Below are 26,787 nucleotides of genomic sequence, written 5' to 3'. Positions count from 1 at the left end.
AGGTACGCATTTTATTTTAATATGCAAACATTTTGCGTAAAAAATACTTTATAATTTCATTTATATAAAATAATAGGTGGGATACGGGCTTTATCAAGTTTATAAATTCTATGGTAAGTACCATATTTATAAGTGAAATATTTGTGAATATAAAAGATTATGAACTAGTAAATGAATAAAAAAAGTATTAATATTTTGTAGTGCAATATAATATTTATATCTTTGCGTGCGATATGGATGAAAGGTGGAGGGGCAATTAAGCTCCTCTTTTTTGTTCTTAAAATATTACCAATGATAGATAAAAACGTAGTAACCGGTATTGTATTACAGTGGCTGGAAGGTAAGGATTATTTTCTGGTGGACGTAACTGTCAGTCCTGATGACAAGATAGTAGTTGAAATAGACCATGCTGAAGGAGTTTGGATTGACGATTGTGTTGAATTGAGCAGATACATAGAATCAAATCTCAACAGGGATGAGGAAGACTATGAGTTGGAGGTAGGATCGGCTGGTATTGGGCAGCCTTTTAAAGTTCTCCAGCAATATGTCATTCATAAAGGAAAAGAAGTTGAGGTGTTGGCAAATGATGGTAAAAAGTACAAGGGAGTACTTACAGATGTCGATGACTCAAAATTCACTCTTACAGTACAGACTAAAATTAAACCGGAAGGAAGTAAGCGCCCCAAATTGGTGGATCAGTTGATTACATTCACTTATGACGAAATAAAGTACACAAAATATTTAATTAGCTTCAAATAATATTATGGCCAAGAAAGAGGAAACTGTAAGCTTGATTGACACGTTTTCGGAGTTCAAGGAGCTGAAGAACATTGACCGCACCACGATGGTGGGAGTTTTGGAAGAATCGTTCCGTAGTGTTATTGCCAAAATGTTCGGTTCGGATGAGAATTATGATGTTATAGTTAATCCTGACAAGGGAGATTTTGAAATTTGGCGTAACCGTGAGGTAGTGGCTGACGAAGATTTCAATAACCCAAACAGACAAATTTCGCTTACAGAAGCAAGAAAAATAGATGCTTCTTATGAAGTAGGAGAAGAAGTTACGGATGAAGTCATTTTTGAAAAGTTCGGACGTAGAGCTATTTTGAATCTTAGACAGACCTTAGCTTCAAAAATACTTGAATTGGAAAAGGATAGTCTGTATAATAAATATATAGAACAGGTAGGAAAAGTAGTCAGCGCAGAAGTATATCAGATCTGGAAGAAAGAAATCCTTATGCTTGATGACGAAGGCAACGAGCTGCTTTTGCCAAAGACTGAACAAATACCTGGAGATTTCTATAGAAAAGGTGAAACAGCCCGTGCCGTTGTAGCAAGAGTTGATAATAGAAATAATAATCCAAAGATTATTTTGAGCCGTACTTCTCCAGTCTTCTTGCAGAGATTGTTCGAACAGGAAGTTCCTGAAATCAATGATGGTATCATTACTATCAAGAAGATTGCCCGAATACCTGGTGAAAGAGCAAAAATTGCAGTGGAATCATATGACGAAAGAATAGACCCGGTTGGCGCATGTGTAGGAGTAAAAGGTTCCAGAATACACGGTATAGTACGTGAATTGCGTAATGAGAATATAGACGTTATTAACTATACATCAAATATACAGTTGTTTATTCAGCGTGCTTTAAGCCCTGCTAAGATATCTTCAATCGTAATGCATGAAGACGAAAAACGAGCAGAGGTTTATTTGAAGCCTGAAGAAGTATCTTTGGCCATAGGTAAGGGCGGTATGAATATTAAACTTGCCAGTATGCTTACTGAATATACCATTGATGTCTATCGTGAACTTGATGAAAATGCAATGGAGGATGATATTTATCTTGATGAATTTAAAGATGAAATTGACGAATGGGTTATCAATGCTATTAAGAGCATAGGTATCGATACAGCCAAAGGTGTATTGAACGCTCCGAGGGAAATGCTTATTGAAAAAGCTGACCTTGAGGAGAATACTGTAGATGATGTGTTGCGTATTTTGAAGGCGGAGTTTGAATAATAATGAACTTATAATAAAGAATGTGCAGGTTTTGCTTGTTCATTCTTTATTTTATTGAATGCCTGTTCTGCCTTAATTATTTTTTTTTAATCCTTAATTTAACTGATATGACGATAAGACTTAATAAAGTAGCAAGAGATTTGAATGTAGGGATAGCAACAGCTGTTGACTTCTTGCAGAAAAAAGGATACAGTGTAGAAGCTAATCCTAATACAAAAATTACAGAAGAACAGTATGCAGAACTGGTAAAAGAGTTCAATAAAGACAAGGATTTGAAGATTAAATCTGAGAAGATTATTCAAGAACGCCAGAATAAAGAGAAAAATAAGGCTTCGGTTTCTATCGACGACATCGCAGATGATGTAGTCAAAGCGGAGACTGTAGCAGCCGAAGAGGTGCGTCAAAAATTCAAACCGATAGGTAAGATTGATTTGGACAGCCTCAATAAAAGGAAAAGTAAGCCATCTATGCCGGAACCTACCAAGAACGAAGCTGGCAATAGTGTAGAGACTGAAAATATAGTTAAGGAGGAAGTGAAGGCGGAACCTGTAGTTGAAACTGTAAAGAAAGAAGAACCGCAAGAACAGAAACCTGTAGTAATTGAAGAAAAAGAAACCAAACAGAAGGATGCTAATGCAGACGAAGTGACTAATAAGCCGATGGAAGAAAAAAAAGAAGAAGCTGAAAAATTAGTGAATGACCTGAAAAATGATGACGAGGTCTTTAAAATACGTCCTACAGAGTTTAAATCAAAGATTAATGTTGTTGGCCAGATAGACTTGGCTGCACTTAACCAGTCAACACGCCCTAAAAAGAAATCGAAAGAAGAAAAGCGTAAGGAAAGGGAAGAAAAGGATAAGATGCGTCAGGAACAGCGTAAGCAGATGAAAGACGCTATTATCAAGGAAATACGCAAGAGTGATGAGAAATCAGAAAAAGGCGGACAGGATGACGGGTCTAAGAAGAAGAAACGTAACAGAATAAATAAAGAACGTGTAGATATTTACAGCACTCAGGCCGCTCAGCCTCACGGAGCTAATCCTAAAGGTGAAAAATCAGGAAAGAACCAGGGGGGAGGCAAGAATGCTGGTAAGGATAAATTCAAGAAACCTGTTGTTAAACAAGAAGTTAGTGATGAAGATGTTGCTAAACAGGTGAAGGAAACTCTTGCACGTCTTACAAATAAAGGTAAAAATAAAGCTGCTAAATACCGTAAGGAGAAACGTGAAAGTATCCAGAACCGTCAGATGGAGCAGGAAGAACTTGAAATGGAAGAAAGCAAAGTGCTTAAACTTACAGAGTTCGTTACTGCAAATGAGCTTGCCAACATGATGGATATATCTGTTACTCAGGTTATCTCTACATGTATGAGCGTTGGTATTATGGTTTCCATCAACCAGCGTCTTGATGCTGAAACTATTAATCTGGTGGCTGAAGAGTTCGGATACAAAACAGAATATGTAAGTGCAGAAGTAGCACAGGCTATTGAAGAAGAAGCCGATGCTGAAGAAGATCTGCAGCCACGTGCTCCAATCGTTACTGTGATGGGACACGTTGACCACGGTAAGACATCTTTGCTTGACTATATACGTAAGGCTAATGTAATTGCCGGTGAAGCAGGTGGTATCACTCAGCACATTGGTGCTTATAACGTGAAGTTGGATGACGGACGTCGTATCACATTCCTTGATACTCCGGGACATGAGGCATTTACTGCGATGCGTGCCCGTGGTGCTAAGGTTACTGACGTTGTAATCATTATCGTTGCTGCCGATGATAACGTGATGCCTCAGACTAAGGAAGCAATCAATCACGCTATGGCTGCCGGAGTACCTATCGTATTTGCAATCAATAAGGTGGATAAGCCTAATGCTAATCCAGACAAGATAAAAGAAGAACTTGCCAATATGAACTTCCTTGTTGAAGAATGGGGAGGAAAATACCAGTCGCAGGATATCTCTGCAAAGACAGGTCTTGGTGTTAAAGATTTGTTGGAAAAAGTATTGCTTGAAGCTGAAATGCTTGACCTTAAAGCAAATCCTAACCGTAAGGCAACAGGTTCTATCATTGAATCTTCTTTGGATAAGGGACGTGGATACGTAGCTACGGTTCTTGTGTCTAACGGTACATTGCATGTGGGTGATATCGTATTGGCAGGTACATCATACGGTAAGGTTAAGGCTATGTTCAACGAACGTAACCAGCGTATGAAAGAAGCAGGTCCTGCAGAACCAGTATTGATACTTGGTCTTAACGGTGCTCCTGCTGCAGGTGATACATTCCACGTATTTGATACAGACCAGGAAGCTCGTGAAATCGCAAACAAACGTGAACAGCTGGCCCGTGAACAGGGATTGCGTACACAGAAGATGCTTACTCTTGATGAAGTTGGACGTCGTCTTGCATTGGGAGACTTCCATGAACTTAATATCATCGTTAAGGGTGACGTTGACGGTTCTGTAGAAGCATTGAGCGACTCACTTATCAAGTTGTCAACAGAACAGATACAGGTTAATGTTATACATAAGGGAGTTGGTCAGATCTCAGAATCAGACGTTTCATTGGCTGCTGCTTCCGATGCTATCATCGTTGGTTTCCAGGTACGTCCTTCAAGCAATGCTGCCAAACTTGCAGAACAGGAAGGTGTGGATATACGTAAGTATTCTATCATTTATGACGCTATCGAAGAAGTCAAGGCCGCAATGGAAGGTATGCTTGCTCCTACATTGAAAGAACAGGTTACTGCAACTATCGAAGTTCGCGAAGTGTTCAATATCAGCAAGGTTGGACAGGTTGCCGGAGCTATGGTCAAGACAGGTAAGGTTAAACGTACTGACAAGGCTCGCCTTATCCGCGATGGTATTGTAGTATTTACAGGTTCTATCAATGCCTTGAAACGCTTCAAGGATGATGTCAAGGAAGTAGGTACAAACTTCGAATGTGGTATCAGCCTCACTAACTGTAATGATATTAAAGTGGGTGACATTATCGAAACTTACGAAGAAGTAGAAGTAAAACAGACACTATAATAACAGTTTTTCAGAGTGAAAAGTGAGGAATGAAAAAGGCACTTCTGTCAGGTTCATTCTTCATTTTTCATTCTTTGTTTATAAACTCTCCATCTTTATTGTTTCAAAAAACATCTAAAGTAATGATTCTTGAAGCTTTGCCTTTTAATTTAAGTGTTTTGGATTGGATAATTATAGCCATTATAGCCCTTGGGGTGGTGTTTGGATTTATGAAGGGAGCGGTAAAACAGGCTGCTACCATAGTTGGACTCATAGCAGGATTGCTTCTGGCACGTGCTTTGTTCTCGCAATTGGGAGAGAAGTTGGCTGTAGAACTGGGGACAACGGTTTCAATGGCACAAGTAATAGCTTTTTTTATGATCTGGATACTGGTTCCCGTAGTGTTTCTCATATTGGCTTACATGCTTACCAAGGCTTTGGAGATAGTCCATCTCGGGATAGTAAACAGATTGTTGGGGGCGTTGCTCGGAGCGTTGAAATATGCCTTCATCGTAAGCCTTGCCATAAGCTTTTTAGAATATATTGACAGTAAAGATGAACTTATAAATCGAACAGTTAAGCAGTCTTCTTTGTTATATTATCCGGTAAAGGAACTTTCAGGTCTCTTTATACCGACATTAAAAAATGTGACAAATGAGATTATTCAAACAGATATAATATAATTACATATGCAAGAAGAACCTAATAAATATGTAAAGGAACTGACGCAGGAGAAATATAAATATGGTTTCACTACCGATGTTCATACAGATATAATAGAAAAAGGACTTAATGAGGATGTCGTTCGTCTGATTTCTGAAAAGAAGGGTGAACCTGAGTGGCTTCTTGAATTCCGCCTTAAGGCATACCGTCACTGGCTGACACTTGAGATGCCTACATGGGCACATCTTGACATTCCTGAGATTGATTATCAGGCAATATCATATTATGCCGATCCTACAAAGAAGAAAGAAGGACCAAAATCTATGGAAGAAGTCGATCCGGAACTCTTGAAAACATTCAATAAGCTTGGTATTCCATTGGAAGAGCAGATGGCATTGAGTGGTATGGCTGTAGATGCCGTAATGGACTCGGTGTCTGTCAAGACCACTTTCAAGGAAACACTTATGGAGAAGGGTATTATCTTCTGTTCCATGAGTGAGGCTGTAAGAGAGCATCCTGACTTGGTGAAGAAATATCTTGGCTCGGTTGTTGGCTATCGTGATAATTTCTTTGCCGCACTTAATTCAGCTGTTTTCAGCGACGGGTCGTTCGTATATATTCCTAAGGGAGTACGTTGCCCTATGGAACTTTCAACATATTTCCGTATCAATGCTGCCAATACAGGTCAGTTTGAAAGGACACTGATTGTTGCCGATGATGACAGTTATGTTTCATACCTTGAAGGATGTACTGCTCCTATGCGCGATGAAAACCAGTTGCATGCTGCAATTGTTGAAATCGTAGTAATGGATCGTGCTGAAGTGAAATACTCTACCGTACAGAACTGGTATCCGGGAGATGCCGAAGGAAAGGGTGGTGTCTATAACTTCGTAACAAAACGTGGTATCTGTAAAGGTAATGACAGCAAGCTTTCATGGACACAGGTTGAAACAGGTTCTGCCATCACATGGAAATATCCAAGCTGTATTCTTGCCGGTGATAATTCAACTGCCGAGTTCTATTCTGTAGCTGTAACAAACAATTACCAGCAGGCCGATACGGGAACTAAGATGATACACCTTGGAAAGAACACTCGTTCAACTATCGTAAGTAAGGGTATAAGTGCAGGTAAGAGCCAGAACTCATACCGTGGACTTGTACGTGTGGCAGAAAGAGCTGATAATGCGCGTAACTATAGCCAGTGTGACTCTTTGCTGCTTGGCAGCAAGTGCGGTGCACATACATTCCCATATATGGATGTACATAATGAGACAGCTATAGTAGAGCATGAAGCCACTACATCCAAGATTTCTGAAGACCAGTTGTTCTATTGTAACCAGCGAGGTATAACTACCGAGGATGCCATAGGACTTATTGTGAACGGATATGCAAAAGAAGTTATAAACAAGCTTCCTATGGAGTTTGCTGTTGAGGCTCAGAAGCTTCTGTCAGTATCGCTCGAAGGAAGTGTGGGATAATTTATTAGTTTTTAATATGACTAAAAACTAACAACTCAAAACTTATATACATATGTTAGAGATAAAAGACTTACATGCCAATATTAACGGCAAAGAGATATTGAAAGGTATTAACCTTACTGTAAAGCCGGGTGAAGTTCATGCCATAATGGGACCTAACGGCTCTGGTAAAAGTACATTGAGTAATGTGCTTGTCGGACATCCTGCATACGAAGTAACAAAAGGTTCTGTTACATTCCTTGGCAAAGACCTGCTTAGTCTTAAGCCTGAAGACCGCAGCCACGAAGGATTGTTCCTATCATTCCAGTATCCTGTAGAGATTCCTGGAGTAAGCATGGTAAACTTTATGCGTGCCGCAGTTAACGAGCAGCGTAAATATAAAGGTCTGCCTGCACTTACTGCAAGTGAATTCCTGAAACTGATGAGACAGAAACGTGAAATCGTAGAGCTTGATAGCAAGCTTGCCAACCGTTCTGTAAACGAAGGATTCTCAGGCGGTGAAAAGAAGCGTAACGAGATCTTCCAGATGGCAATGCTCGAACCAAAGTTGAGCATCCTTGATGAAACAGACTCAGGTCTTGACATCGACGCTTTGCGTATCGTGGCTGAAGGTGTGAACAAGCTCAAGACTCCTGAAACAAGCTGTATCGTTATTACCCACTACCAGCGTCTGTTGGACTATATCAAACCAGACATCGTACACGTTCTTTACAAAGGACGCATCGTGAAGACTGCAGGTCCTGAACTTGCACTCGAACTCGAAGAGAAGGGTTATGACTGGATTAAGAAAGAATTGGGAGAGTAAAGAGACGAAAAAACATGAAAGCAGAACAACAATATATAGACCTTTTCACCCAATGTGAAGCCATGATATGCCGCCACAGCGCAGATGTGCTTAACGCTCCGCGTGCCAAGGCATTTGCCGATTTTGAGGCTGCAGGATTTCCTTCACAGAAGGTTGAAAAGTACAAATATACGGATGTCGCAAAGTTTTTTGCACCGGACTACGGATTGAACCTTAACCGCCTGGAGATACCGGTAAATCCGTATGAAGTGTTCAAGTGCGATGTTCCTAATATGAGCACTTCGCTTTATTTCGTGGTTAACGATACATTCGATACACACGATAATCCTGCCGCACAGCTTCCAGCCGGAGTTATTTTCGGAAGCCTGAAAGATGTGGCAAAGGAAAATCCTGAACTGGTGAAGAAATACTATTCACAGTTGGCTGACACATCTAAAGACAGTGTTACTGCATTCAACACAATGTTTGCACAGGATGGTGTGTTCATGTATGTTCCTAAGAATGTAGTATTGGATAGACCTATACAGTTGGTCAATATTCTTCGTGCAGATGTAAACTTCATGGTAAACCGCCGTGTAGTTATAGTCCTTGAAGACGGTGCACAGGCCAAACTGTTGGTTTGTGACCATGCCATGGACGATGTGAATTTCCTTTCAACACAGGTTGTGGAAATCTTTGTAGGCGAGAATGCCTATTTCGATTTGTACGAACTCGAGGAAACTCATAACTCTACTGTACGTTTCAGCAATCTGTATGTACATCAGGAAGCGAACAGCAATGTATTGCTTAACGGTATGACACTTCATAACGGAACGACACGTAATGCATCAGAAGTAACCCTTGCAGGTAAGGGTGCGGAAATCACCCTTTGTGGAATGGCAATTGCCGACAAGAACGAACAGGTAGATAACAATACATTCATCGATCATAAGGCGTCTGACTGTACAAGTACCGAACTCTTCAAGTATGTACTTGATGATCAGGCTGTAGGTGCATTTGCAGGTAAAGTGCTTGTTCGTGAAGGTGCCCAGCGTACAAATTCACAGCAGACAAACAGTAATATATGTGCAACCCGCGAAGCACGTATGTTTACACAGCCACAGCTTGAGATTTATGCTGACGACGTGAAATGTTCTCACGGGGCTACCGTAGGACAGCTTGACGAAAACGCATTATTCTATATGCAGCAGCGTGGTATCAGCCTGAAGGAAGCACGTCTGTTGTTGATGTTTGCATTCGTCAATGAAGTTATCGACAAGATTCGTATGGAGGCACTAAAAGACCGTTTGCATCTTCTTGTTGAGAAACGATTCCGTGGCGAACTGAACAAGTGTCAGGGATGTGCGATATGTGGTTCAAATAAAAATTAATAATTAAGAATTAATATCGAGTTGATGATTTCATCCTTTTGTTGTCAGTTGGCTCCTAATTATTAATTTTTCATTGTTAATTCTTAATTAGCAAAAAATGTACGATATTCAGAAAATAAGAGAAGACTTCCCGATACTGTCAAGAACAGTATATGGCAAGCCGTTGATATACTTGGACAATGGTGCTACTACACAGAAACCTAAGTGTGTGGTAGATGCAATTGTCGATGAGTATTATTCTGTAAATGCCAATGTACACCGCGGTGTTCATTTCCTTTCACAGCAGGCAACAAATTTGCATGAGGCATCGCGTGAAACTGTGCGTAAGTTTATAAATGCACGCAGCACATCGGAGATAATCTTTACTCGAGGAACAACCGAGAGTATAAATCTCGTAGCTTCATCTTTCACTGATGCCTTCATGAAGGAAGGAGATGAAGTTATAGTTTCGGTTATGGAGCATCACAGCAACATTGTTTCATGGCAGATTCAGGCACTCCGTAAGGGAATTGTTCTGAAAGTTATTCCTATGAACGACCGTGGCGAATTGCTGATTGATGAGTACGAAAAACTGTTTACTCCACGTACAAAGCTTGTTTCCGTAGCCCATGTTTCAAATGTTCTCGGAACAATAAATCCGGTGAAGCAGATTGCTTCAATAGCTCATGCACACAATGTTCCGGTATTGATAGACGGAGCACAGGGTATTCCACACATGAAGGTGGATGTACAGGATATTGATGCCGATTTCTATGTGTTCAGTGCACATAAGATTTATGGTCCTACTGGTATAGGAGTACTTTACGGCAAGGAAGATCTTCTTGACAAGATGCCTCCTTATCAGGGTGGTGGAGAGATGATAAAGAATGTAAGTTTCGAAGGAACAACATTCAATGAACTGCCTTTCAAGTTCGAAGCCGGAACGCCTGATTATGTAGGTTCTACTGCAATGGCAAAAGCATTGGATTATGTCTCTGCCATAGGAATTGATAATATTGCAGCTCATGAACATGAACTTACTGTGTATGCCATGCAGCGTATGAAAGAAATCCCTGGTATGCGTATCTTTGGTGAGGCGGAACATAAGGGAGGAGTTATTTCATTCCTTGTTGGAGATATCCATCATTTCGATATGGGAACATTGCTCGACCGTCTCGGAATAGCAGTCCGCACCGGACATCATTGTGCCGAACCTCTTATGCGTCGTTTGGGAATAGAGGGAACAGTGCGAGCTTCATTCGGATTATACAACACTAAAGAAGAAGTCGATGCTCTTGTTGCCGGAATAGAAAGAGTAAGCAAGATGTTCGGATAAATGTATTAGTCATAATATGTCAAATGGCGTTTAAACAGTTTTTAAATACTGTTTAAACGCCATTTAAATTATATGGATATTGGATTAAAATCCAAGTCTCTTGAATTCACTTTCGAAATTAGGAGTGAAAACCTCTTTTCCCATGTTTGCCTTAATTTCCTCTATACTCCAGAATCTGCCTCCATCCAGTTCTTCTGACGGATGTATCTCACCGTCATAAACAGTCTTGTGGGCAAAAACAAGTTCCTTCTCGCGTGATGACTCAAACACGTAGTGAGTAAGAAGTTCAGTAGTGAAATCCTCTATTCCGAGTTCTTCTCTAACTTCACGTTTCAGTGCCATTTCCACACTTTCTCCCAAGTCGATATGACCACCAACGGCAGTATCCCATTTCCCAGGCTGTATATCTTTCCATTCCGGACGTTTCTGTAGATACAGTTCTCCACGGCTGTTGAAAACATGCAGATGTACCACCGGATGCAGCAGCTTGCTACCGCTGTGACACTCGCCTCTTGTGGCTGCAGACAGGATGTTTCCATCCTCATCTACTATAGGGAACATTTCTTCGCTATTATCTTTCATATTCCTAATATCTAAAAACTAACAACTAAGAACTAATGACACTGTTACGGAATCAGTAGCGACGAATCACCATAACTCAGGAAACGGAAATCGTGCGACAATGCATAGTCGTAAATCTTTCTCCAGTCGCCTTTCACGAATGCCGAAACCAGGAGTAGCAGAGTGCTTTGTGGCTGGTGGAAGTTTGTAACTATGCGTTTCACAATCTTGTATTCATATCCAGGAGCGATGATAATCTGAGTACTTGTATGCAGTGCATCCAGATGATTTCTCTCCATATAGTCGAGGATATTTTGCAGAGCCTGAATAGGAGTAATGTTGGTCTCGTTTTCGTATGGCATCCATTGCTTAACATGCAGTTCGTCCTGCGATGCTTCAGGTCTAGACTCTAAGATAACCCCGATATAGTACAGACTTTCAATTGTTCTTACTGATGTAGTTCCCACGGCTGTGGTCTCACCGCCATGTTTCAGAAGTTTCTCAATTGTCTGTCTGTTTACTGAGATATATTCCGTGTGCATATCGTGTCCTGCTATTTCCTCACTCTTGACTGGGCGGAAAGTACCGGCTCCCACGTGCAGAGTCACTTCTTCCAGGTCAACCCCCTTATTTCTCAGTGTGTCAAGCACTCTCTCTGTAAAATGCAATCCAGCTGTTGGCGCAGCTACAGAACCTTTTATCTTTGAATACACAGTCTGGTAAGTCTCCTTGTCGCTTTCCTGTGTCTCGCGGTTCAGGTATGGAGGGATAGGAAGTTCTCCGAACACTTCAAGGATATCTGCAAAAGTCACCTCGCTGTTATCCCAACTGAAATCTATCCAGTGGCTTGTCCCGTGACATTCACCGCGAGTGGCAGTAAGTGTCAGAGGTTTGCCCTTCACTGTCATTTCTCTGTGCAGCGGACCTTCTTTCCATTTCTTCAGATTACCCACCATGCAGAGCCATGCCGAATGTTCTGTCTGCTGGAAGTTCAGCACGTAATCGTTTGGCTTTATTGGTTCAAGACAGAATATTTCTATCAGTGCGCCTGTCTCTTTTCTGAAGTGCAGTCTTGCCTGAATAACCTTTGTATTGTTGAAAATCATCAGAGATCCCGGTTCGATATATTCCGGCAGTGAAGTGAAGACTCTTTCCTCTATTTCGCCGTGATTGTAAACCAGTAGTTTGGAACTGTCGCGCTCTTTCAGCGGGAATTTTGCTATTCTTTCGTCCGGAAGTGGATAGTTGTAATCGCTTATCTTTATGTGTTTCGTTTCTTCCATCTGTGTAGTTTCTTCAATATTTTCTGCAAAAGTATAAAAAACTTTCGTATCTGCTTAAAAGTAACTACTTTTGCTTGAACTATAATACTGAAAGAATATGAAGATAGGAGATAAAGTGCGTTTCCTCAGCGAAGTGGGAGGCGGTATAGTAAGAGGTTTTCAAGGCAAGGATATAGCCTTGATAGAAGGAGAAGACGGTTTCGAAATTCCTATGTTGATTAAGGAATGTGTTGTTATTCAAACCGATGATTATAATATTCCAATGAAGTCAGTTTCAAAACCTCAGCAGGCGCCTGTAGAGGATGAAGAAGAGGAAGAAGATGACATACCGATCACGTATCGTGCGCCTGAAATCAGAGGAAACGATGTGCTTAATGTATATCTGGCTTTTGTTCCGCATGATATAAAGGCTATCACAACTACCGGTTTCGATGCATACCTTGTGAACGACAGTAACTATTTCATCGATTATATTTATCTTTCTGCCGAAGGAAAGAGCTGGACATTGAGAAGTCGCGGTACTGTCAAGCCTAATATGAAACAGGCGCTTGAGGAATTCGACAAGAAAGACCTTAACGAGATGGAGCACGTCGCTGTACAGATTATTGCATATAAAGACGACCGTACTTTCCTGCTCAAAAATGCGGTTTCTACAGAAATAAGAATTGATACTGTGAAGTTCTATAAGCTGCATACATTCCAGGAAAATGAGTTTTTCAACGAACCGGCATTGATTTATGATGTTGTGAAAGACGATGAAGAAGCAAAACAGGTATATGTTAATGCCGATGATATAAAGAATGCCATCCTGTCAAAAGGAGAAGAAAACAAGGTCCCAAAGAAAGTATTGCGCAAGGAAGAGAAGAAAATCAAAAATGGAATTATTGAAATAGATCTTCATATAGATGCACTTCTAGATGATACAACAGGTATGGGCAATGCGGAAATGCTGAATTACCAGCTTGATGTATTCCGCAAGACGATGGAGGAATACAAGAGAAATACCGGACAGAAGATAGTGTTCATCCACGGAAAGGGCGACGGCGTTCTGCGCAAGGCGTTGCTTGAAGAACTTAAACGTAAGTACAGGACATGCCTAAGTCAGGATGCTTCGTTCCGCGAATATGGCTATGGGGCTACGATGGTGATAATTAAATAATAGTTGTTAGTTCTTGTTTTTTAGTTGTTAGTATTTTAAGAACTTGTAAACTCAAACTTATGAAAACTCTAAAAGATATGCTTTCGCACGACCGCTTCGCTGCTGAGGCGGGAGTGGAACTGCTTGAAGTGCGCGAAGGTTATGCCAAGGCACGCATGCTAGTGACGGATAAACATCTTAATGGCGGAGGAGTGTGCCAGGGAGGCGCCTTGTTCACACTTGCCGACCTTGCTTTTGCGGCAGTGGCAAACAGTCGCAATCTGCTTACTCTTTCGCTTAATGCCAACATTACTTTCCTGCGTGCAGTAAGCAGCGGATATGTATATGCCGAGGCTGTAGAGACATTCAATCATGCCAAGGTACCTTTCATCGAAGTTCGTATTATCGACGAGGAAGGTTGTCCGGTTGCTGTATTCACAAGCTCCGGCTACAGGAAAAAGACTGAACTAAATCTGGAAAGTTTGATGTAATGAACAATCGTTATGAAGAAAGACTGGGTACGGACAAAATGCTGCCTTTGGTGTTCCGTATGGCACTGCCTGCCGTAGCTGCCCAGTTTGTCAATCTGCTTTATAATATAGTTGACAGAATTTATATAGGACACATCCCCGGTATAGGAACAGAGGCTCTTGCCGGGGTAGGCGTCACTACCTCTATAGTAATACTCATATCATCGTTTTCGTCGATAGTGGGAGCCGGTGGAGCTCCGCTTGCAGCCATGGCTTTAGGTCAGGGCGACCGCGAGAGAGCCGGACGCATATTGGGAAACGGTTTTGTGATGCTTATTCTTTTCACTATCATCACCTCGCTGATAGCATACATCTTTATGGAGCCTATTCTTCTGCTCACCGGAGCATCTGAAAGGACACTGCCGTTTGCCGAAGATTATCTTTCTGTATATCTGCTTGGTACGCTATTCGTAGAGATATCCACAGGGCTTAACACATTCATAAACTCACAGGGAAGGCCTGCCATAGCCATGTGGTCGGTGGTGATAGGTGCATTGCTGAATATCATTCTAGACCCTATATTCATTTTCACTTTTGATATGGGGGTAAAGGGAGCCGCAATAGCGACAGTCCTTTCGCAAGCCGTGAGTGCCATCTGTGTATTGCGTTTCCTTACTTCCCGTTCGGCATCCCTTCCGCTTGAACGAAGGTACATGAGACTTCAGAAGAATATAGTTCTTTCTGTTGTAGCTCTTGGTGTATCACCGTTTATTATGGCTAGTACTGAAAGCCTTGTAGGTTTTGTACTTAATGGAAGTCTGAAACATTTTGGCGACATATATGTCAGTGCCCTTGCTATAATGCAGAGTGCCATGCAGTTTGCCAGTGTGCCGCTCGTCGGTTTTGCCCAGGGATTTATCCCGGTGGTGAGCTATAACTACGGTCATGCCAACAAGGACCGTGTGAAGCAATGTTTCAGGATAGTTGTAACATTCATGTTCGGTTTCAACTTTCTGCTGATACTCTTTATGATACTATGTCCTCACCTGGTGGCATCGGTATTTACAGAAGATGAGGTTCTGATAGAAACAGTGTCGCATGTCATGCCTCTGTTCCTTGCCGGAATGTCTATTTTCGGTCTGCAGCGTGCATGTCAGAACATGTTCGTAGCTTTGGGGCAGGCTAAGATTTCCATTTTCATAGCCTTGTTGAGAAAGGTTATCCTTCTCGTTCCTTTAGCCTTGATATTGCCTCATTTCTGGGGAGTGGAAGGAATATTCGCTGCCGAAGCGATTTCGGATGCTGCGGCTGCTGTGTGCTGTACTGCCTTGTTTGCATGGCAGTTCCCAAAGATATTATCTCGTATAAAAGGATAATTGTAGAAGTTCTTAAAGATAATTGGCGTAACACGTATGTGTTATACCAATTGAAACGATTTTTTTATAAAGTCTTTTCAAATCCTTTTCAAAAGCTTTTCAACATCGGCACGAATTTTGGCATATAGCGGTGAATTCTTGTAGTTGACATTTTTGTGTATCACCACTTCCACACCAATTTGTGAACGTTGATAGTTCGTCAGTTCGTTATGAAGCTGTAGGCTATGTAGGGCAAGGTCATGGATTTGTTGTTCACGCTCTCTCCTTAGTACTGTACATACAGGAATAAGAAGGCGGAGGACAACGTTGTCCATTATATGATGTCCCTGTATAAACATATATGTGCTGTCGGAAGTTACTCCAAGTGTGGGTAACTCTCTTTTTAAATCTTCTATTTCCTGTCTGGCTTCAGGATGCCTGCGCTCAAGATCATGAAGCTTTTTCTCTACTTTTTTTGCCATATGCTCAAGGCTGCGTTCAGGATAGCGTGTACTTACCTGATCCAGTTTTACGTACGAACAGAAATCAAGTAGTGAGAATTCGGCAAGAATATGTCTTCTGTAAAACCATACCGACCATATAAAAAGAGGCCATGCTATCTCAGAGTATGCCTTCATGAATGCAGGAAAATCTATCAGCTTATGGTCGTTCAGTGTAGCTGTTACGCATACATCATGCAGACCTTCGGCATAGCAGTGGAAATTCTCTATGGCATAGGCATATGTCTGCAGTACATACGGACATTCTATCATGTAGCGCGATGTGTTGGTACGTCCTTGCAAGAGGTAGTCGTAGTCACTATCTACGCAGGCTATCATGTTTTCACCAAGTTGTTTTCCCAACTGGTTCATGAGTACGGTCTTTTTTCCCTTGGCAAGCGAGCTTTGTGATGGAAGCATGACTTCGAAATAAACCTTGTCGTTTTCATACTCAGAGAGCAGGGCACGCCAGAACGATATGTCGTCATAGCTCTCCACATACGCCACAATCTTCCTTTTTGCATGTTTCGGCTTCAGATTGTTGGCCGCACCTATATATAATGATGAAAGGTTTTCCGTAAGTCGTTTTCCCATAGTCCCTGTTTTTTTTAATTAGTAGTAATGTCGCTCACTTCGGTCACTGCATCTACCCATCCGTTCATGATGAGTGCCGGAGAATGTGTTGTCAGGATAATCTGTACGTTAGGATTAAGACTTCTGATGAGTGTTATGAGCCTTTGTTGCCATTCTATGTGGAGTGAAATCTCAGGCTCGTCCATAAACAGCGCACAGTGGGCATTGTCCTGTACAAGTACTGTCAGCAGAATGACCAGCATCTGTTTTTCTCCCGACGAAAGTTTGTAAGGAGTGAGAATGTCTCCATCCTGTTCGATGAGAATTTCATTGCTTTTGCGGTTTATCTTCTTTCCTGTTTCGGCAAAGAGTTCGTCTATCAGATTCTGGAATTTTGTTTTGGGTTTAGATATTTCGGCTGCCATCATCTGTTTCTCGGGATCTCCGCTTGTCAGCAGTTCAATGATCCTGTTGCCTATATTTACCTGATAGTCCAGATAGCGTCGCTGCAGTTGGTAAAGTTGCCAGTCCAGTTCCGTACGTACATCCTGATCACCGATCTTTTTCAGCAGTCCGAAGTCTATAAGCGGACGGTCGAAACTGCGGATAACGTCGAAAGGTATAAAATCTGCATCCTCCGGACTGAATGTGAATGTCACTATATCCTTTATCCCGTTTGTGAGCTGTACTTCATTGTTCTCGTTCAGTCTTCTCACGGAACTGTTTAGTATGGAACTTTTTCCAATACCGTTCACTCCACTAAGGATATTGACATCTTTTCTCAAATCCCATGTAATGTCTTTTCTGCCCCAGAGGCCTTTTATGACAATACGCTTTATGAACTCGGCTTGTTTCTTCATTTCTTTGTCTTTTATCGTTCTTATCCAACAAATTTAATCAATCTCTTTGAATTAATCAACCGTCATCTGCCAATTTTTCAAATATCTTGTAACTTTGCACAACAAAATAATTTTAAGGTATAAAAGATATGAAGAGTTCTAATCTTAAAGCCCATCTGGCCCTTTTGTTCGCTGCCAGTATGTGGGGACTTATGGCACCTATAGGTAAGGCTGCTATGGAGGCCGGTATTTCCGGACTGGCACTTGCCAATATGCGTATGATAGGTGGTGCAGTATGTTTCTGGATAACATCATTGTTTGTCAGGAAAGAAGAAGTTCCGCCCCGCGATCTTATGTTATTGTTTTTTGCATCAATGCTTGGTATTGTATGCAATCAGGGGTGTTACACTTTCGGTTTGTCGCTTACCTCTCCGGTGGATGCTTCCATCATGACTACCACCATGCCTATCGTGACAATGATATTGGCTGCCATCTTCCTTAAAGAGCCTGTAACTCCGCTTAAAGTCGGTGGTATTCTTTTAGGATCTGTCGGTGCTTTGGCTCTTATCCTCAGTAATGCCGGTGGCAGTGAGAAGGAGGGAAGTGTGTTAGGCGATGTATTGTGTGTAACTGCACAGATAAGCTTTGCTTGCTATCTTACAATATTCAAGAAACTTATATCCAAATACAGTGTGTTTACTCTGATGAAATGGATGTTCAGCTATGCAGCAATATGTTTTATTCCTTTTTCGTACAGGGATTTCTCGGAGATGCAGTTTGCCGAGATACCAATGGAGGTATGGATGCAGGTAGGATATGTGATACTTTTCGGAACATATTTTGCATATATTCTTATGCTTGTAGGCCAGAAGACACTTCGTCCTACTGTGGTCAGCATGTATAACTATATGCAGCCGGTAGTAGGCTCTAGCGTGGCAATACTGATGGGTATGTCATCGTTCGGATGGGTAAAGGCAATTGCTGCAATATCAATTTTTGCAGGTGTATATCTTGTCACTCAGAGTAAGTCGCGCGCTGAAATGCTAAAGGAAGAATCTTCATCTAAATAATAAGAATCGGTTAATGAAGGAAAAGTCGAATATAGTGTCTCCGGTGCTTTATCTTCAGCATCATTATGAATTGCTTAAGGCGGAATATGAGTATGAAAAAGAACAGTTCCGTCAGCAGACGGAAGTGATGGGTATAGGGCGTAAGGTGAAGCGTGGAATGTGCTGGTATCCTATATCTGTGGGAAGAAGTTACTATAATGCTCTCAATCAGTTTGTGGTGGAGATATTCCGTACTGAGGACAAGGAGATAGAGCACCTTTTTGAGTATGGCCGTCCTGTATGTTTCTTTACTCAGGATGCCGGTGGGCGACTGACATATATGAATTTCGTTGCAACGGTGAATTATGTGGACGAAGACCGTATGGTGGTGATACTTCCCGGACCGGATGCCATGATTGCCTTGCAGAGATATGACGTGCTTGGAGTGCAGCTGTATTTTGACGAAACTTCCTATCGGCTGATGTTTGAGGCGTTGAATCGTGTAATAGGTGCAAAGGACAACCGTCTTGCTGAGTTGCGTGATATCTTCTACGGACAGCAGCCTGTATCGGAGTTCTCTTTCAGTCCTATTAGATTTCCATGGCTTAACCGCACTCAGGAAGAGGCTGTCAACAAGGTACTTCATGCCAAGGATGTGGCTATTGTACACGGGCCTCCGGGAACAGGAAAAACTACTACTCTTGTAGAAGCTATATACGAAACGCTTCACCGTGAAAACCAGGTGATGGTATGTGCGCAGAGTAATATGGCTGTCGATTGGATAAGCGAAAAGCTTGTCGATAGGGGTATAAGTGTATTAAGAATAGGAAATCCTTCGCGTGTGAATGACAAGATGCTTTCGTTTACATACGAAAGGAAATTTGAATCGCATCCGGATTATTCACAGCTGTGGAGCATAAGAAAGGCTATCCGCGAATTGTATTCAGCAAACCGTAAAGGTGCCAACAGGGAGAGCATCAGACTGAAGATTAATTCTCTGAAAGACCGTGCCACTGAGTTGGAGATAAGGATAAACGAATCATTATTTGCCGAGGCGAGAGTCATATCCTGTACATTGGTGAGCAGTGCGAACCGTGTACTTATTGGTCATAAGTTCGGTACATTGTTTATTGATGAGGCTGCCCAGGCATTGGAGGCTGCATGCTGGATTCCTATTGCCAAGGCTGACCGTGTGATATTGGCGGGCGATCATTGCCAGCTTCCTCCTACAGTGAAAAGCCCTGTGGCATTACGTGGAGGATTGGGACATACACTGATGCAAAGCATAGTGGCAAATAAGCCGCAGGCTGTCTCTCTTCTGAAGGTGCAGTACAGAATGAACAATGAGATAATGCGTTTCTCTTCCGACTGGTTCTATGGCGGAATGTTGCAGTCGGCTCCCGAAGTGAAATATCGCAGTATCCTTGATTTCGATACCCCGATAGAATGGGTAAATACAGAGGGAATGGACTGCAACGAAGAGTTTATAGGCGAGAATTATGGCCGTATAAACAAGCAGGAAGCTGAACTCTCCGTGGGAAAACTGAAGGAATATATAGAGAAGATAGGGCGTGAACGTTTTCTTGACGAGCGTATAGATGTGGGAGTGATTTCTCCATACAAGGCGCAGGTGCAGTATCTCCGTCAGCTGATACGCAAGGATGCATGGTTCAAGCCGTATCGTCAGTTTATTACTGTCAATACCGTAGATGGTTTTCAGGGACAGGAGCGTGATGTAATACTCATAAGTCTTGTAAGAGCCAATGAGGAAGGACAGATTGGCTTCCTCAATGACTTGCGACGAATGAATGTGGCGATAACACGTGCAAGGATGAAACTAATCATTTTGGGAGATGTTGCAACACTGACGAAACATCCTTTCTATAAGAAACTTAACGAGTATATAGAGAGTTTAGTTTGACATATAGTATAAGTCGTTAATTATTAACTTGATATAATATTTGCAGAACCTAATGGTTATAAGTCGAAAACGGTGTTTTCACTTTGTAATTCATTAGGTTTTGTTTATATTTGCGTACTTATTAATCACAATTTAATTTTTATGTTTAACGACTTATTACAATCGTCTTATTTCTCTGTATTCCTGATTGTTGCCCTAGGCTTTATGCTTGGACGCATCAAGATAAAGGGATTATCTCTGGATGTATCAGCCGTGATCTTTATTGCCCTGGCTTTCGGCCATTGGGGAGTTTCAATTCCAAAGGAACTTGGAAACTTCGGGTTAGTGTTGTTTATCTTTACAATCGGTATTCAGGCCGGTCCAGGATTCTTTGATTCTTTCCGTACCAAGGGCAAGACTCTAATTCTTATTACAGTGCTTATCATTGCGTCGGCATGTCTTACGGCCATAGGGCTGAAATATGCTTTCGGAATAGATACGCCAAGTGTTGTGGGACTTGTGGCAGGAGCTCTTACCAGTACACCAGGTCTTGCAGTGGCTATTGACAGTACTCAGTCACCATTGGCTTCAATTGCATACGGTATAGCATATCCGTTTGGAGTTATTGGTGTGATTCTTTTTGTGAAACTTTTGCCAAAGCTTCTTCGTGTAGATTTGGATGAGGAAGCAAAGCGCCTTGAAAAAGAACGTCGCGGACAGTTCCCTGAACTTAAAACATGTATATTTCATGTGACAAACGAAGCTATATGCGGGCATACTCTGGCACAGCTTAATATCCGTGCCATTACAGGTGCCGTAGTTTCGCGTCTGAAAATTGGTGATGAGATAGTGATTCCTACTGCTTCTGTTGTTGTAAACAAAGGTGACATAGTCCAGGCTGTAGGTAGCGAGGAATCTTTGAGTAATCTTGGAATAATGCTTGGCGAACGTGAGGAAGGTGAGTTGCCATTGATAAATACTCAGGTGATAGAATCTTTGTTGCTGACAAAGAAGGATATGATAAACAAGCAGCTGGGCGACCTTAATCTTCAGAAAAACTTCGGATGTACCGTTACACGTATCCGCCGAAGCGGTATCGACCTTTCACCTTCGCCTGAACTGGCATTGAAGTTTGGTGACAAACTGATGGTGGTAGGCGAGCAGGATGGTGTCCAGGCTGTAGGTCGTCTGTTGGGTAATGATGAGAAACGTTTGTCGGACACAGATTTCTTCCCTATAGCTATGGGTATTGTTCTTGGTGTATTGTTCGGTAAACTCAATATCTCGTTCGGAAGCGGAATGTCGTTCTCTCCGGGACTTACAGGAGGGGTGTTGATGATGGCGCTTTTCCTTAGTGCAATAGGAAAGACTGGGCCTATTCTTTGGTCTATGTCCGGTCCGGCAAACCAGCTTTTGCGCCAGTTGGGATTGTTGTTGTTCCTTGCTGAGGTTGGTACATCGGCAGGAAAGAATCTTGTTTCTACATTCCAGGAGAGTGGATTCCTGCTTTTCGGTGTAGGTGCTTTGATTACTATTGTTCCTATGCTGGTAGCGGCGATAGTAGGCCGTCTGGTCTTCAAGATTAGTATGCTTGATCTGCTTGGAACCATCACCGGTGGTATGACCAGTACGCCTGGTCTTGCTGCAGCCGATTCTATGACGGATAGTAATATTCCTGGAGTAGCATATGCAACGGTTTACCCTATAGCGATGGTGTTCCTGATATTATTCATACAGTTTATTGCACTTGTAGTGGTATAATAAAAACATTAATCCCCGGCAGTCTGTTTTCGTCAAACTGTCGGGGATTAATGTATCTGTACCTTATTATGACTTGAAGTCTGTACCGGCCGGGCGCTGGAATATACGCAGGTTGAATTCCTGAACCATAGCCATTACATGTTCGAAAATCTCTGATTGCAGTGCTTCGTAAGGAATCCAGTCAGGTGTATCGGAGAAGCAGTATATCTCCAGAGGCATACCTTCGGATGCCGGTTGCATCTGGCGTACCATTATCATCAGGTCTTTGTTCACTTTAGGATGATTGTTCAGATAGTTCAGAATATAATTCCTGAAGATTGCAAGATTTACGGTTTTTTCATTTATGTCAGTCTTCTTGTCCACCAATCCTTTATCTATGAAACTTTGAATCTCGTCAGGCGTACAGAAATGTACGGTGTTCATATCTATGTTAACGGAACGTTTTATTCTTCTTCCTCCTGTTTCGCGCATTCCCCTCCAGTTCTGGAATGAATCGCTCACCAGTGCGTAGGGTGGTATGGTGGTTATTGTCTTGTCGAAGTTTTGCACCTTGACAGTAGTAAGCGAAACTTCTATCACGTATCCGTCGGCTCCATATTTGGTCATTGTAATCCAGTCACCCGGACGCAGCATGTCGTTTGCCGAGAGTTGCACGCCAGCCACAAGTCCCAGGATACTGTCTTTGAATATCAACATAAGTACAGCGGCCGATGCACCAAGTCCGGCAAGTATGCTCGTAGGGTCCTGATCCATGAGGATACTTATCAGTATTATTATACCAATGGTGATGGTGATAAGTTTTATCATCTGGTATATACCTTTCAGAGGACGGTTTCTCAGTTTTTCGTGCTCGCTGGATATATTGTAAAGAGAGTTCAGGAATGTTCCAATAAGAAGGATACTTACTATATCCAGATATATAAGACATACCTTAAGCGAGAAATTGAGTAATTGAGGCGATTTGCCGAAAGCAAATGGAAGAAGCACATAAAGAATTATAGGCGGGATCATTCGGCTGAATGCCTTCATCATTTCGGTGTTGAACAGATAGTCGTCCCATTTAGCTTTTGTACGTGCTGTAATTTTGTGTATCAATGGTATTATAATATGTCTGAACAGTTTTGTGCAGGCATAAGTTATAATGATTATAGCGGCAAATATTGTTAGCTGTGTCCCCCAATTAATGTCATTTTTTTCTACTCCGATATTTTGAAGCAGCAATGCAATTTCTTTGTTTATATCGTTATTCATTTTGGCTGATATTAAAAAACTAATGCAATATAAATGATTTTTTCCGAGTTGTGCAAATTTGACTTTTCATTAAATATGTGTTGTCTGTTCAATGTTGAAAATTTCATTACATATTTATGAATTTTGGAAGTAAATATCTGTTAAAAAAAACGTGCGCACGCTTAGATTCGAATGGACGCACGCTTTAAGTGGAACGTGCGCACACTTGAAAAATAAGCTTTTTGTTTGGTGAAAAATGTATTATGGTGTTTTTAAACATATAGTATTCTTTTGGTTGTGAAGAATAAAATTCATTCCTTTGCGTCAGAACAGTTCAGCACAGTTAATGCTTTGCATATGAAAGATAAAGTAAGTTTCGGACAACAGTCCACAAAGGTTAAGCAACTGTCTGATATCATAGAACAGGATATCATGATGGGGAAATACAAGACAGACACCAGTCTGCCTTCCATAAATTATCTTAGCAAGGCTTACAATGTGTCGCGCGATACTGTTTTTAAGGCGTTTTCTGATTTGCGCGAGAGGAAACTTATCGATTCTACTCCCGGTAAGGGATATTATGTGACCAATCGCCAGGAGAAAATATTTCTTCTTCTTGATGAGTATTCACCTTTTAAAAATACGCTGTATAATAGTTTCGTAAGAAAACTTTCTACGTCATATAAGGTGGATTTGTGGTTTCATCAATATAATGAACACATATTCAATACTATATTGCATGAAGCTATAGGTCGTTACAATTATTATGTGGTGATGAATTTTGACAATGAGAAATTCTCGCCTTTGTTCAATAAGATAAACCCTTCACGTCTGTTGCTTCTTGACTTCGGAAAATTCGAGAAGGAGAATTATTCCTATATATGCCAGAATTTTGATGATGAGTTCTATAATGCTCTTACCAAACTTACTGACAGGCTGAAGAAATACCGTAAGATAGTATTCCAGTTTCCGGCTGATTCAAAACATCCTAGAGTCTCGGCTGACAGCTTCAGACAGTACTGTCATGATAATGACATGGTTTCTGAAATATCCGAACAGGAGGACATCACAGATGTGGAGAATGGCGTGGCTTATATAGTTATTCGTCAGACAGATGTTGTGAATATAATAAAGAGAAGTAGGGAAAAAGGGATGAAGTGCGGACGCGACTTTGGTATTATTGCATATAATGATACGCCCGCATACGAAGTTATAGATGACGGAATCACTGCTTTGAGTGTAAACTGGGATGAGATGGGAAAGCAGGCTGCAAAATTCATACTTACGGGTGAGGCAGTCCGGACTTATCTCCATACTGAGGTGCATTTACGTAATTCGGTATGATTTCAGTTTTATTCATTTACAGTAGTTCCTTTATTAATACAGATAAATCAGCATAGTTCAGCATAGTTGTGACATGCCGGAATATGTAAGTAAAAATATTAAATACAAACTTTATAAACTATCGAAACAATGAAAAATTATCCGAAAATCGGGATTCGTCCCACAATCGACGGACGTCAGGGTGGTGTCCGCGAAAGCCTTGAAGAAAAGACTATGAATCTTGCCAAAGCAGTGGCAGAACTTATTTCTTCTAATCTGAAAAATGGAGACGGAAGTCCTGTTGAATGTGTAATTGCAGATTCTACTATAGGACGTGTGGCTGAAAGTGCAGCTTGCGCAGAAAAATTCGAACGTGAAGGTGTAGGTGCCACTATCACCGTGACTTCTTGCTGGTGTTATGGAGCTGAAACAATGGATATGAATCCTTATTATCCAAAGGCTGTTTGGGGATTTAACGGAACTGAAAGACCGGGAGCCGTTTATCTGGCTGCTGTACTTGCTGGTCATGCACAGAAAGGTTTGCCTGCATTCGGTATCTATGGTCACGATGTACAGGATATTGAAGATAATACAATCCCTGCTGATGTAGCGGAAAAGATACTTCGTTTTGCTCGTGCGGCACAGGCTGTGGCTACAATGCGCGGCAAGTCATATCTTTCTATGGGTAGTGTGTCAATGGGTATTGCAGGTTCTATCGTAAATCCGGATTTCTTCCAGGAATACCTTGGAATGCGTAATGAGTCTGTTGACTTGACTGAAATTATCCGTCGTATGACTGAAGGCATATATGATAAGGAAGAATTTGCCAAGGCTATGGCATGGACAGAAAAATATTGCAAGAAGAACGAAGGCAATGATTTCAATGTAGATGCAAAGAAAAAGACTCGTGAAGAAAAGGATGCTGATTGGGAATTTATCGTCAAGATGACTATCATCATGCGCGATCTTATGACAGGTAATCCTAAACTGAAGGAAATGGGATTCAAGGAAGAAGCCCTAGGACATAATGCAATAGCTGCAGGTTTCCAGGGACAGCGTCAGTGGACTGACTTCTATCCAAACGGTGACTATTCAGAAGCATTGCTTAATACATCATTCGACTGGAACGGTATTCGTGAGGCATTTGTTGTGGCAACAGAAAACGATGCATGCAACGGTGTAGCTATGCTATTCGGTCACTTGTTGACAAACCGTGCACAGATCTTCTCTGATGTTCGTACATACTGGAGTCCTGAAGCAGTTAAGCGTGTGACAGGAAAAGAACTTACAGGTTTGGCAAAGAACGGTATCATACACCTTATCAATTCAGGTGCAACTACTCTTGACGGAACTGGCCAGCAGACAGATGCTGAAGGAAATCCTACAATGAAACCGGCTTGGGAAATTACAGATGCTGAAGTGGAAAAATGTCTTGAAGCTACTACATGGTATCCTGCTAACAGAGATTATTTCCGTGGCGGCGGTTTCTCTTCAAACTTCCTTTCAAAAGGCGGTATGCCTGTCACTATGAGCCGTCTTAACTTGGTGAAAGGTCTTGGCCCTGTGCTTCAGATTGCCGAAGGTTGGACTGTGGAAATTGATCCTGAAATACATAAACTTCTTGACGAACGTACTGACCGCACATGGCCTACTACATGGTTCGTGCCACGCTTGTGCGACAAACCTGCTTTCAAGGATGTATATTCTGTAATGAATAACTGGGGAGCAAACCATGGAGCCATCAGTTATGGTCATATCGGTCAGGATTTGATTACTTTGGCTTCAATTCTCCGTATCCCTGTATGTATGCATAATGTTGACGATGATAAGATTTTCCGTCCTGCTGCATGGAATGCATTCGGAATGGATAAGGAAGGTGCAGACTATAGAGCTTGCCAGAATTATGGTCCTATTTACAAGTAATTGATGATTTGTTGTTGGTGATTATAAGATTATAGTTAATTTTGAGGATTATAAACAGGCAGTGAAAATAACACTGTCTGTTTGTAACTTCATAAAATCAGATTATTATGATAAACCGATTTGTATTGAACGAAGTATCTTACTTCGGTCCCGGAGCCAGAGAAGTGCTTCCAAAAGAAATATCACGTCTTGGCTTGAAAAAGGCTTTTGTAGCTACAGACAAGGA

At 41.6% G+C, this 26,787-nt stretch carries 21 protein-coding genes and 1 pseudogene; 17 read left to right on the top strand and 5 right to left on the bottom strand.

Annotated features, from left to right (window positions below; all coding sequences use genetic code 11):
* Window positions 1–291: 291 nt before the first annotated feature.
* The 8 genes from rimP to H6A61_RS09700 all read left to right on the top strand — a co-directional run bounded on the left by rimP (window position 292) and on the right by H6A61_RS09700 (window position 10,656).
* A complete protein-coding gene (rimP, locus tag H6A61_RS09735) occupies window positions 292–759 on the top strand; it encodes a ribosome assembly cofactor RimP (protein ID WP_204393235.1) in 468 nt (155 codons plus the stop codon).
* Between the two features lie 4 nt (window positions 760–763).
* Entirely contained in the window at window positions 764–2,017 is a 1,254-nt protein-coding gene (nusA, locus tag H6A61_RS09730) for a transcription termination factor NusA (protein ID WP_154045126.1), read from the top strand.
* Window positions 2,018–2,124: 107 nt separating this feature from the next.
* Window positions 2,125–5,046, top strand: coding sequence for a translation initiation factor IF-2 (gene infB / locus H6A61_RS09725; RefSeq protein ID WP_204393233.1), 2,922 nt, complete (start codon window positions 2,125–2,127; stop codon window positions 5,044–5,046).
* A gap of 122 nt (window positions 5,047–5,168) precedes the next feature.
* Window positions 5,169–5,708: a CvpA family protein gene (locus H6A61_RS09720; protein ID WP_204393253.1), complete on the top strand. Its 540-nt coding sequence runs from the start codon at window positions 5,169–5,171 to the stop codon at window positions 5,706–5,708.
* A 6-nt stretch (window positions 5,709–5,714) separates the two neighbouring features.
* The gene (gene sufB / locus H6A61_RS09715; protein WP_204393231.1) at window positions 5,715–7,166 is read left to right on the top strand and encodes a Fe-S cluster assembly protein SufB; all 1,452 of its coding nucleotides are present in this window, start codon (window positions 5,715–5,717) and stop codon (window positions 7,164–7,166) included.
* A 52-nt stretch (window positions 7,167–7,218) separates the two neighbouring features.
* Window positions 7,219–7,971, top strand: coding sequence for a Fe-S cluster assembly ATPase SufC (sufC, locus tag H6A61_RS09710; protein ID WP_154045122.1), 753 nt, complete (start codon window positions 7,219–7,221; stop codon window positions 7,969–7,971).
* 14 nt (window positions 7,972–7,985) lie between these two features.
* Entirely contained in the window at window positions 7,986–9,341 is a 1,356-nt protein-coding gene (sufD, locus tag H6A61_RS09705) for a Fe-S cluster assembly protein SufD (protein WP_204393229.1), read from the top strand.
* Window positions 9,342–9,438: 97 nt separating this feature from the next.
* On the top strand, window positions 9,439–10,656 hold the full coding sequence (locus H6A61_RS09700; protein WP_154045120.1) for an aminotransferase class V-fold PLP-dependent enzyme: 1,218 nt from the start codon (window positions 9,439–9,441) through the stop codon (window positions 10,654–10,656).
* An 84-nt stretch (window positions 10,657–10,740) separates the two neighbouring features.
* Here H6A61_RS09700 and H6A61_RS09695 read toward each other — a convergent pair whose 3' ends face one another.
* Window positions 10,741–11,238 carry an NUDIX hydrolase gene (locus tag H6A61_RS09695; RefSeq protein ID WP_204393227.1) on the bottom strand — a complete coding sequence of 166 codons (498 nt, stop codon included), beginning with the start codon at window positions 11,236–11,238 and terminating at the stop codon, window positions 10,741–10,743.
* A gap of 44 nt (window positions 11,239–11,282) precedes the next feature.
* Window positions 11,283–12,500 carry an S-adenosylmethionine:tRNA ribosyltransferase-isomerase gene (locus tag H6A61_RS09690; RefSeq protein WP_204393225.1) on the bottom strand — a complete coding sequence of 406 codons (1,218 nt, stop codon included), beginning with the start codon at window positions 12,498–12,500 and terminating at the stop codon, window positions 11,283–11,285.
* A gap of 97 nt (window positions 12,501–12,597) precedes the next feature.
* Here H6A61_RS09690 and H6A61_RS09685 point away from each other — a divergent pair, with 97 nt between their 5' ends.
* Genes H6A61_RS09685 through H6A61_RS09675 form a run of 3 tightly spaced genes read left to right on the top strand, consistent with a single transcriptional unit; the run spans window position 12,598 to window position 15,484 of the window.
* Window positions 12,598–13,659 carry a DUF2027 domain-containing protein gene (locus tag H6A61_RS09685; RefSeq protein ID WP_204393223.1) on the top strand — a complete coding sequence of 354 codons (1,062 nt, stop codon included), beginning with the start codon at window positions 12,598–12,600 and terminating at the stop codon, window positions 13,657–13,659.
* 59 nt (window positions 13,660–13,718) lie between these two features.
* On the top strand, window positions 13,719–14,129 hold the full coding sequence (locus tag H6A61_RS09680; protein ID WP_204393221.1) for a PaaI family thioesterase: 411 nt from the start codon (window positions 13,719–13,721) through the stop codon (window positions 14,127–14,129).
* Window positions 14,129–15,484: an MATE family efflux transporter gene (locus H6A61_RS09675; protein WP_204393219.1), complete on the top strand. Its 1,356-nt coding sequence runs from the start codon at window positions 14,129–14,131 to the stop codon at window positions 15,482–15,484. The genes H6A61_RS09680 and H6A61_RS09675 overlap by 1 nt, the downstream gene beginning before the upstream one ends.
* Before the next feature lie 77 nt (window positions 15,485–15,561).
* On the opposite strand, the gene H6A61_RS09670 is transcribed toward H6A61_RS09675, so the two are convergent.
* Window positions 15,562–16,557 carry a DUF4435 domain-containing protein gene (locus tag H6A61_RS09670; RefSeq protein ID WP_154045114.1) on the bottom strand — a complete coding sequence of 332 codons (996 nt, stop codon included), beginning with the start codon at window positions 16,555–16,557 and terminating at the stop codon, window positions 15,562–15,564.
* A 14-nt stretch (window positions 16,558–16,571) separates the two neighbouring features.
* Window positions 16,572–17,396: an AAA family ATPase gene (locus H6A61_RS09665; protein ID WP_204393217.1), complete on the bottom strand. Its 825-nt coding sequence runs from the start codon at window positions 17,394–17,396 to the stop codon at window positions 16,572–16,574.
* A 128-nt stretch (window positions 17,397–17,524) separates the two neighbouring features.
* On the opposite strand from H6A61_RS09665, the gene H6A61_RS09660 reads away from it, so the two are divergent.
* The 3 genes from H6A61_RS09660 (at window position 17,525) to H6A61_RS09650 (ending at window position 22,085) form a co-directional block, all read left to right on the top strand.
* Complete coding sequence (locus tag H6A61_RS09660; protein ID WP_204393215.1) at window positions 17,525–18,445, top strand: DMT family transporter; 921 nt, start codon at window positions 17,525–17,527, stop codon at window positions 18,443–18,445.
* Between the two features lie 13 nt (window positions 18,446–18,458).
* Window positions 18,459–20,345, top strand: a complete 1,887-nt coding sequence (locus tag H6A61_RS09655) for an AAA domain-containing protein (protein ID WP_204393213.1) — start codon at window positions 18,459–18,461, stop codon at window positions 20,343–20,345.
* Window positions 20,346–20,486: 141 nt separating this feature from the next.
* Window positions 20,487–22,085, top strand: coding sequence for an aspartate:alanine exchanger family transporter (locus H6A61_RS09650; RefSeq protein WP_154044150.1), 1,599 nt, complete (start codon window positions 20,487–20,489; stop codon window positions 22,083–22,085).
* Window positions 22,086–22,151: 66 nt separating this feature from the next.
* On the opposite strand, the gene H6A61_RS09645 is transcribed toward H6A61_RS09650, so the two are convergent.
* Window positions 22,152–23,336: a mechanosensitive ion channel family protein gene (locus H6A61_RS09645; RefSeq protein ID WP_204393210.1), complete on the bottom strand. Its 1,185-nt coding sequence runs from the start codon at window positions 23,334–23,336 to the stop codon at window positions 22,152–22,154.
* Window positions 23,337–23,672: 336 nt separating this feature from the next.
* On the opposite strand from H6A61_RS09645, the gene H6A61_RS09640 reads away from it, so the two are divergent.
* The 3 genes and pseudogenes from H6A61_RS09640 to H6A61_RS15970 all read left to right on the top strand — a co-directional run.
* Window positions 23,673–24,659 (top strand): GntR family transcriptional regulator, encoded by a 987-nt coding sequence (locus tag H6A61_RS09640; protein WP_154044152.1) that lies wholly within the window; start codon window positions 23,673–23,675, stop codon window positions 24,657–24,659.
* Between the two features lie 129 nt (window positions 24,660–24,788).
* Entirely contained in the window at window positions 24,789–26,561 is a 1,773-nt protein-coding gene (fucI, locus tag H6A61_RS09635) for an L-fucose isomerase (protein ID WP_204393208.1), read from the top strand.
* A 107-nt stretch (window positions 26,562–26,668) separates the two neighbouring features.
* A pseudogene (locus tag H6A61_RS15970) lies at window positions 26,669–26,787 on the top strand (lactaldehyde reductase); the annotation flags it as partial.

It is taken from the genome of Bacteroides caecigallinarum (assembly GCF_016901995.1).
Lineage (GTDB): Bacteria > Bacteroidota > Bacteroidia > Bacteroidales > Bacteroidaceae > Phocaeicola > Phocaeicola cellulolyticus.
Note: the sequence above shows the minus strand (reverse complement) of the source record. Positions and strands in the feature narration are given on the sequence as shown.

Excerpts from the sequence above, each read along its gene's own strand:
- rimP (WP_204393235.1), top strand. The coding sequence starts at position 292 with ATGATAGATAAAAACGTAGTAACCGGTATTGTATTACAGTGGCTGGAA.
- nusA (WP_154045126.1), top strand. The coding sequence starts at position 764 with ATGGCCAAGAAAGAGGAAACTGTAAGCTTGATTGACACGTTTTCGGAG.
- infB (WP_204393233.1), top strand. The coding sequence starts at position 2,125 with ATGACGATAAGACTTAATAAAGTAGCAAGAGATTTGAATGTAGGGATA.
- H6A61_RS09720 (WP_204393253.1), top strand. The coding sequence starts at position 5,169 with ATGATTCTTGAAGCTTTGCCTTTTAATTTAAGTGTTTTGGATTGGATA.
- sufB (WP_204393231.1), top strand. The coding sequence starts at position 5,715 with ATGCAAGAAGAACCTAATAAATATGTAAAGGAACTGACGCAGGAGAAA.
- sufC (WP_154045122.1), top strand. The coding sequence starts at position 7,219 with ATGTTAGAGATAAAAGACTTACATGCCAATATTAACGGCAAAGAGATA.
- sufD (WP_204393229.1), top strand. The coding sequence starts at position 7,986 with ATGAAAGCAGAACAACAATATATAGACCTTTTCACCCAATGTGAAGCC.
- H6A61_RS09700 (WP_154045120.1), top strand. The coding sequence starts at position 9,439 with ATGTACGATATTCAGAAAATAAGAGAAGACTTCCCGATACTGTCAAGA.
- H6A61_RS09695 (WP_204393227.1), bottom strand. The coding sequence starts at position 11,238 with ATGAAAGATAATAGCGAAGAAATGTTCCCTATAGTAGATGAGGATGGA.
- H6A61_RS09690 (WP_204393225.1), bottom strand. The coding sequence starts at position 12,500 with ATGGAAGAAACGAAACACATAAAGATAAGCGATTACAACTATCCACTT.
- H6A61_RS09685 (WP_204393223.1), top strand. The coding sequence starts at position 12,598 with ATGAAGATAGGAGATAAAGTGCGTTTCCTCAGCGAAGTGGGAGGCGGT.
- H6A61_RS09680 (WP_204393221.1), top strand. The coding sequence starts at position 13,719 with ATGAAAACTCTAAAAGATATGCTTTCGCACGACCGCTTCGCTGCTGAG.
- H6A61_RS09675 (WP_204393219.1), top strand. The coding sequence starts at position 14,129 with ATGAACAATCGTTATGAAGAAAGACTGGGTACGGACAAAATGCTGCCT.
- H6A61_RS09670 (WP_154045114.1), bottom strand. The coding sequence starts at position 16,557 with ATGGGAAAACGACTTACGGAAAACCTTTCATCATTATATATAGGTGCG.
- H6A61_RS09665 (WP_204393217.1), bottom strand. The coding sequence starts at position 17,396 with ATGAAGAAACAAGCCGAGTTCATAAAGCGTATTGTCATAAAAGGCCTC.
- H6A61_RS09660 (WP_204393215.1), top strand. The coding sequence starts at position 17,525 with ATGAAGAGTTCTAATCTTAAAGCCCATCTGGCCCTTTTGTTCGCTGCC.
- H6A61_RS09655 (WP_204393213.1), top strand. The coding sequence starts at position 18,459 with ATGAAGGAAAAGTCGAATATAGTGTCTCCGGTGCTTTATCTTCAGCAT.
- H6A61_RS09650 (WP_154044150.1), top strand. The coding sequence starts at position 20,487 with ATGTTTAACGACTTATTACAATCGTCTTATTTCTCTGTATTCCTGATT.
- H6A61_RS09645 (WP_204393210.1), bottom strand. The coding sequence starts at position 23,336 with ATGAATAACGATATAAACAAAGAAATTGCATTGCTGCTTCAAAATATC.
- H6A61_RS09640 (WP_154044152.1), top strand. The coding sequence starts at position 23,673 with ATGAAAGATAAAGTAAGTTTCGGACAACAGTCCACAAAGGTTAAGCAA.
- fucI (WP_204393208.1), top strand. The coding sequence starts at position 24,789 with ATGAAAAATTATCCGAAAATCGGGATTCGTCCCACAATCGACGGACGT.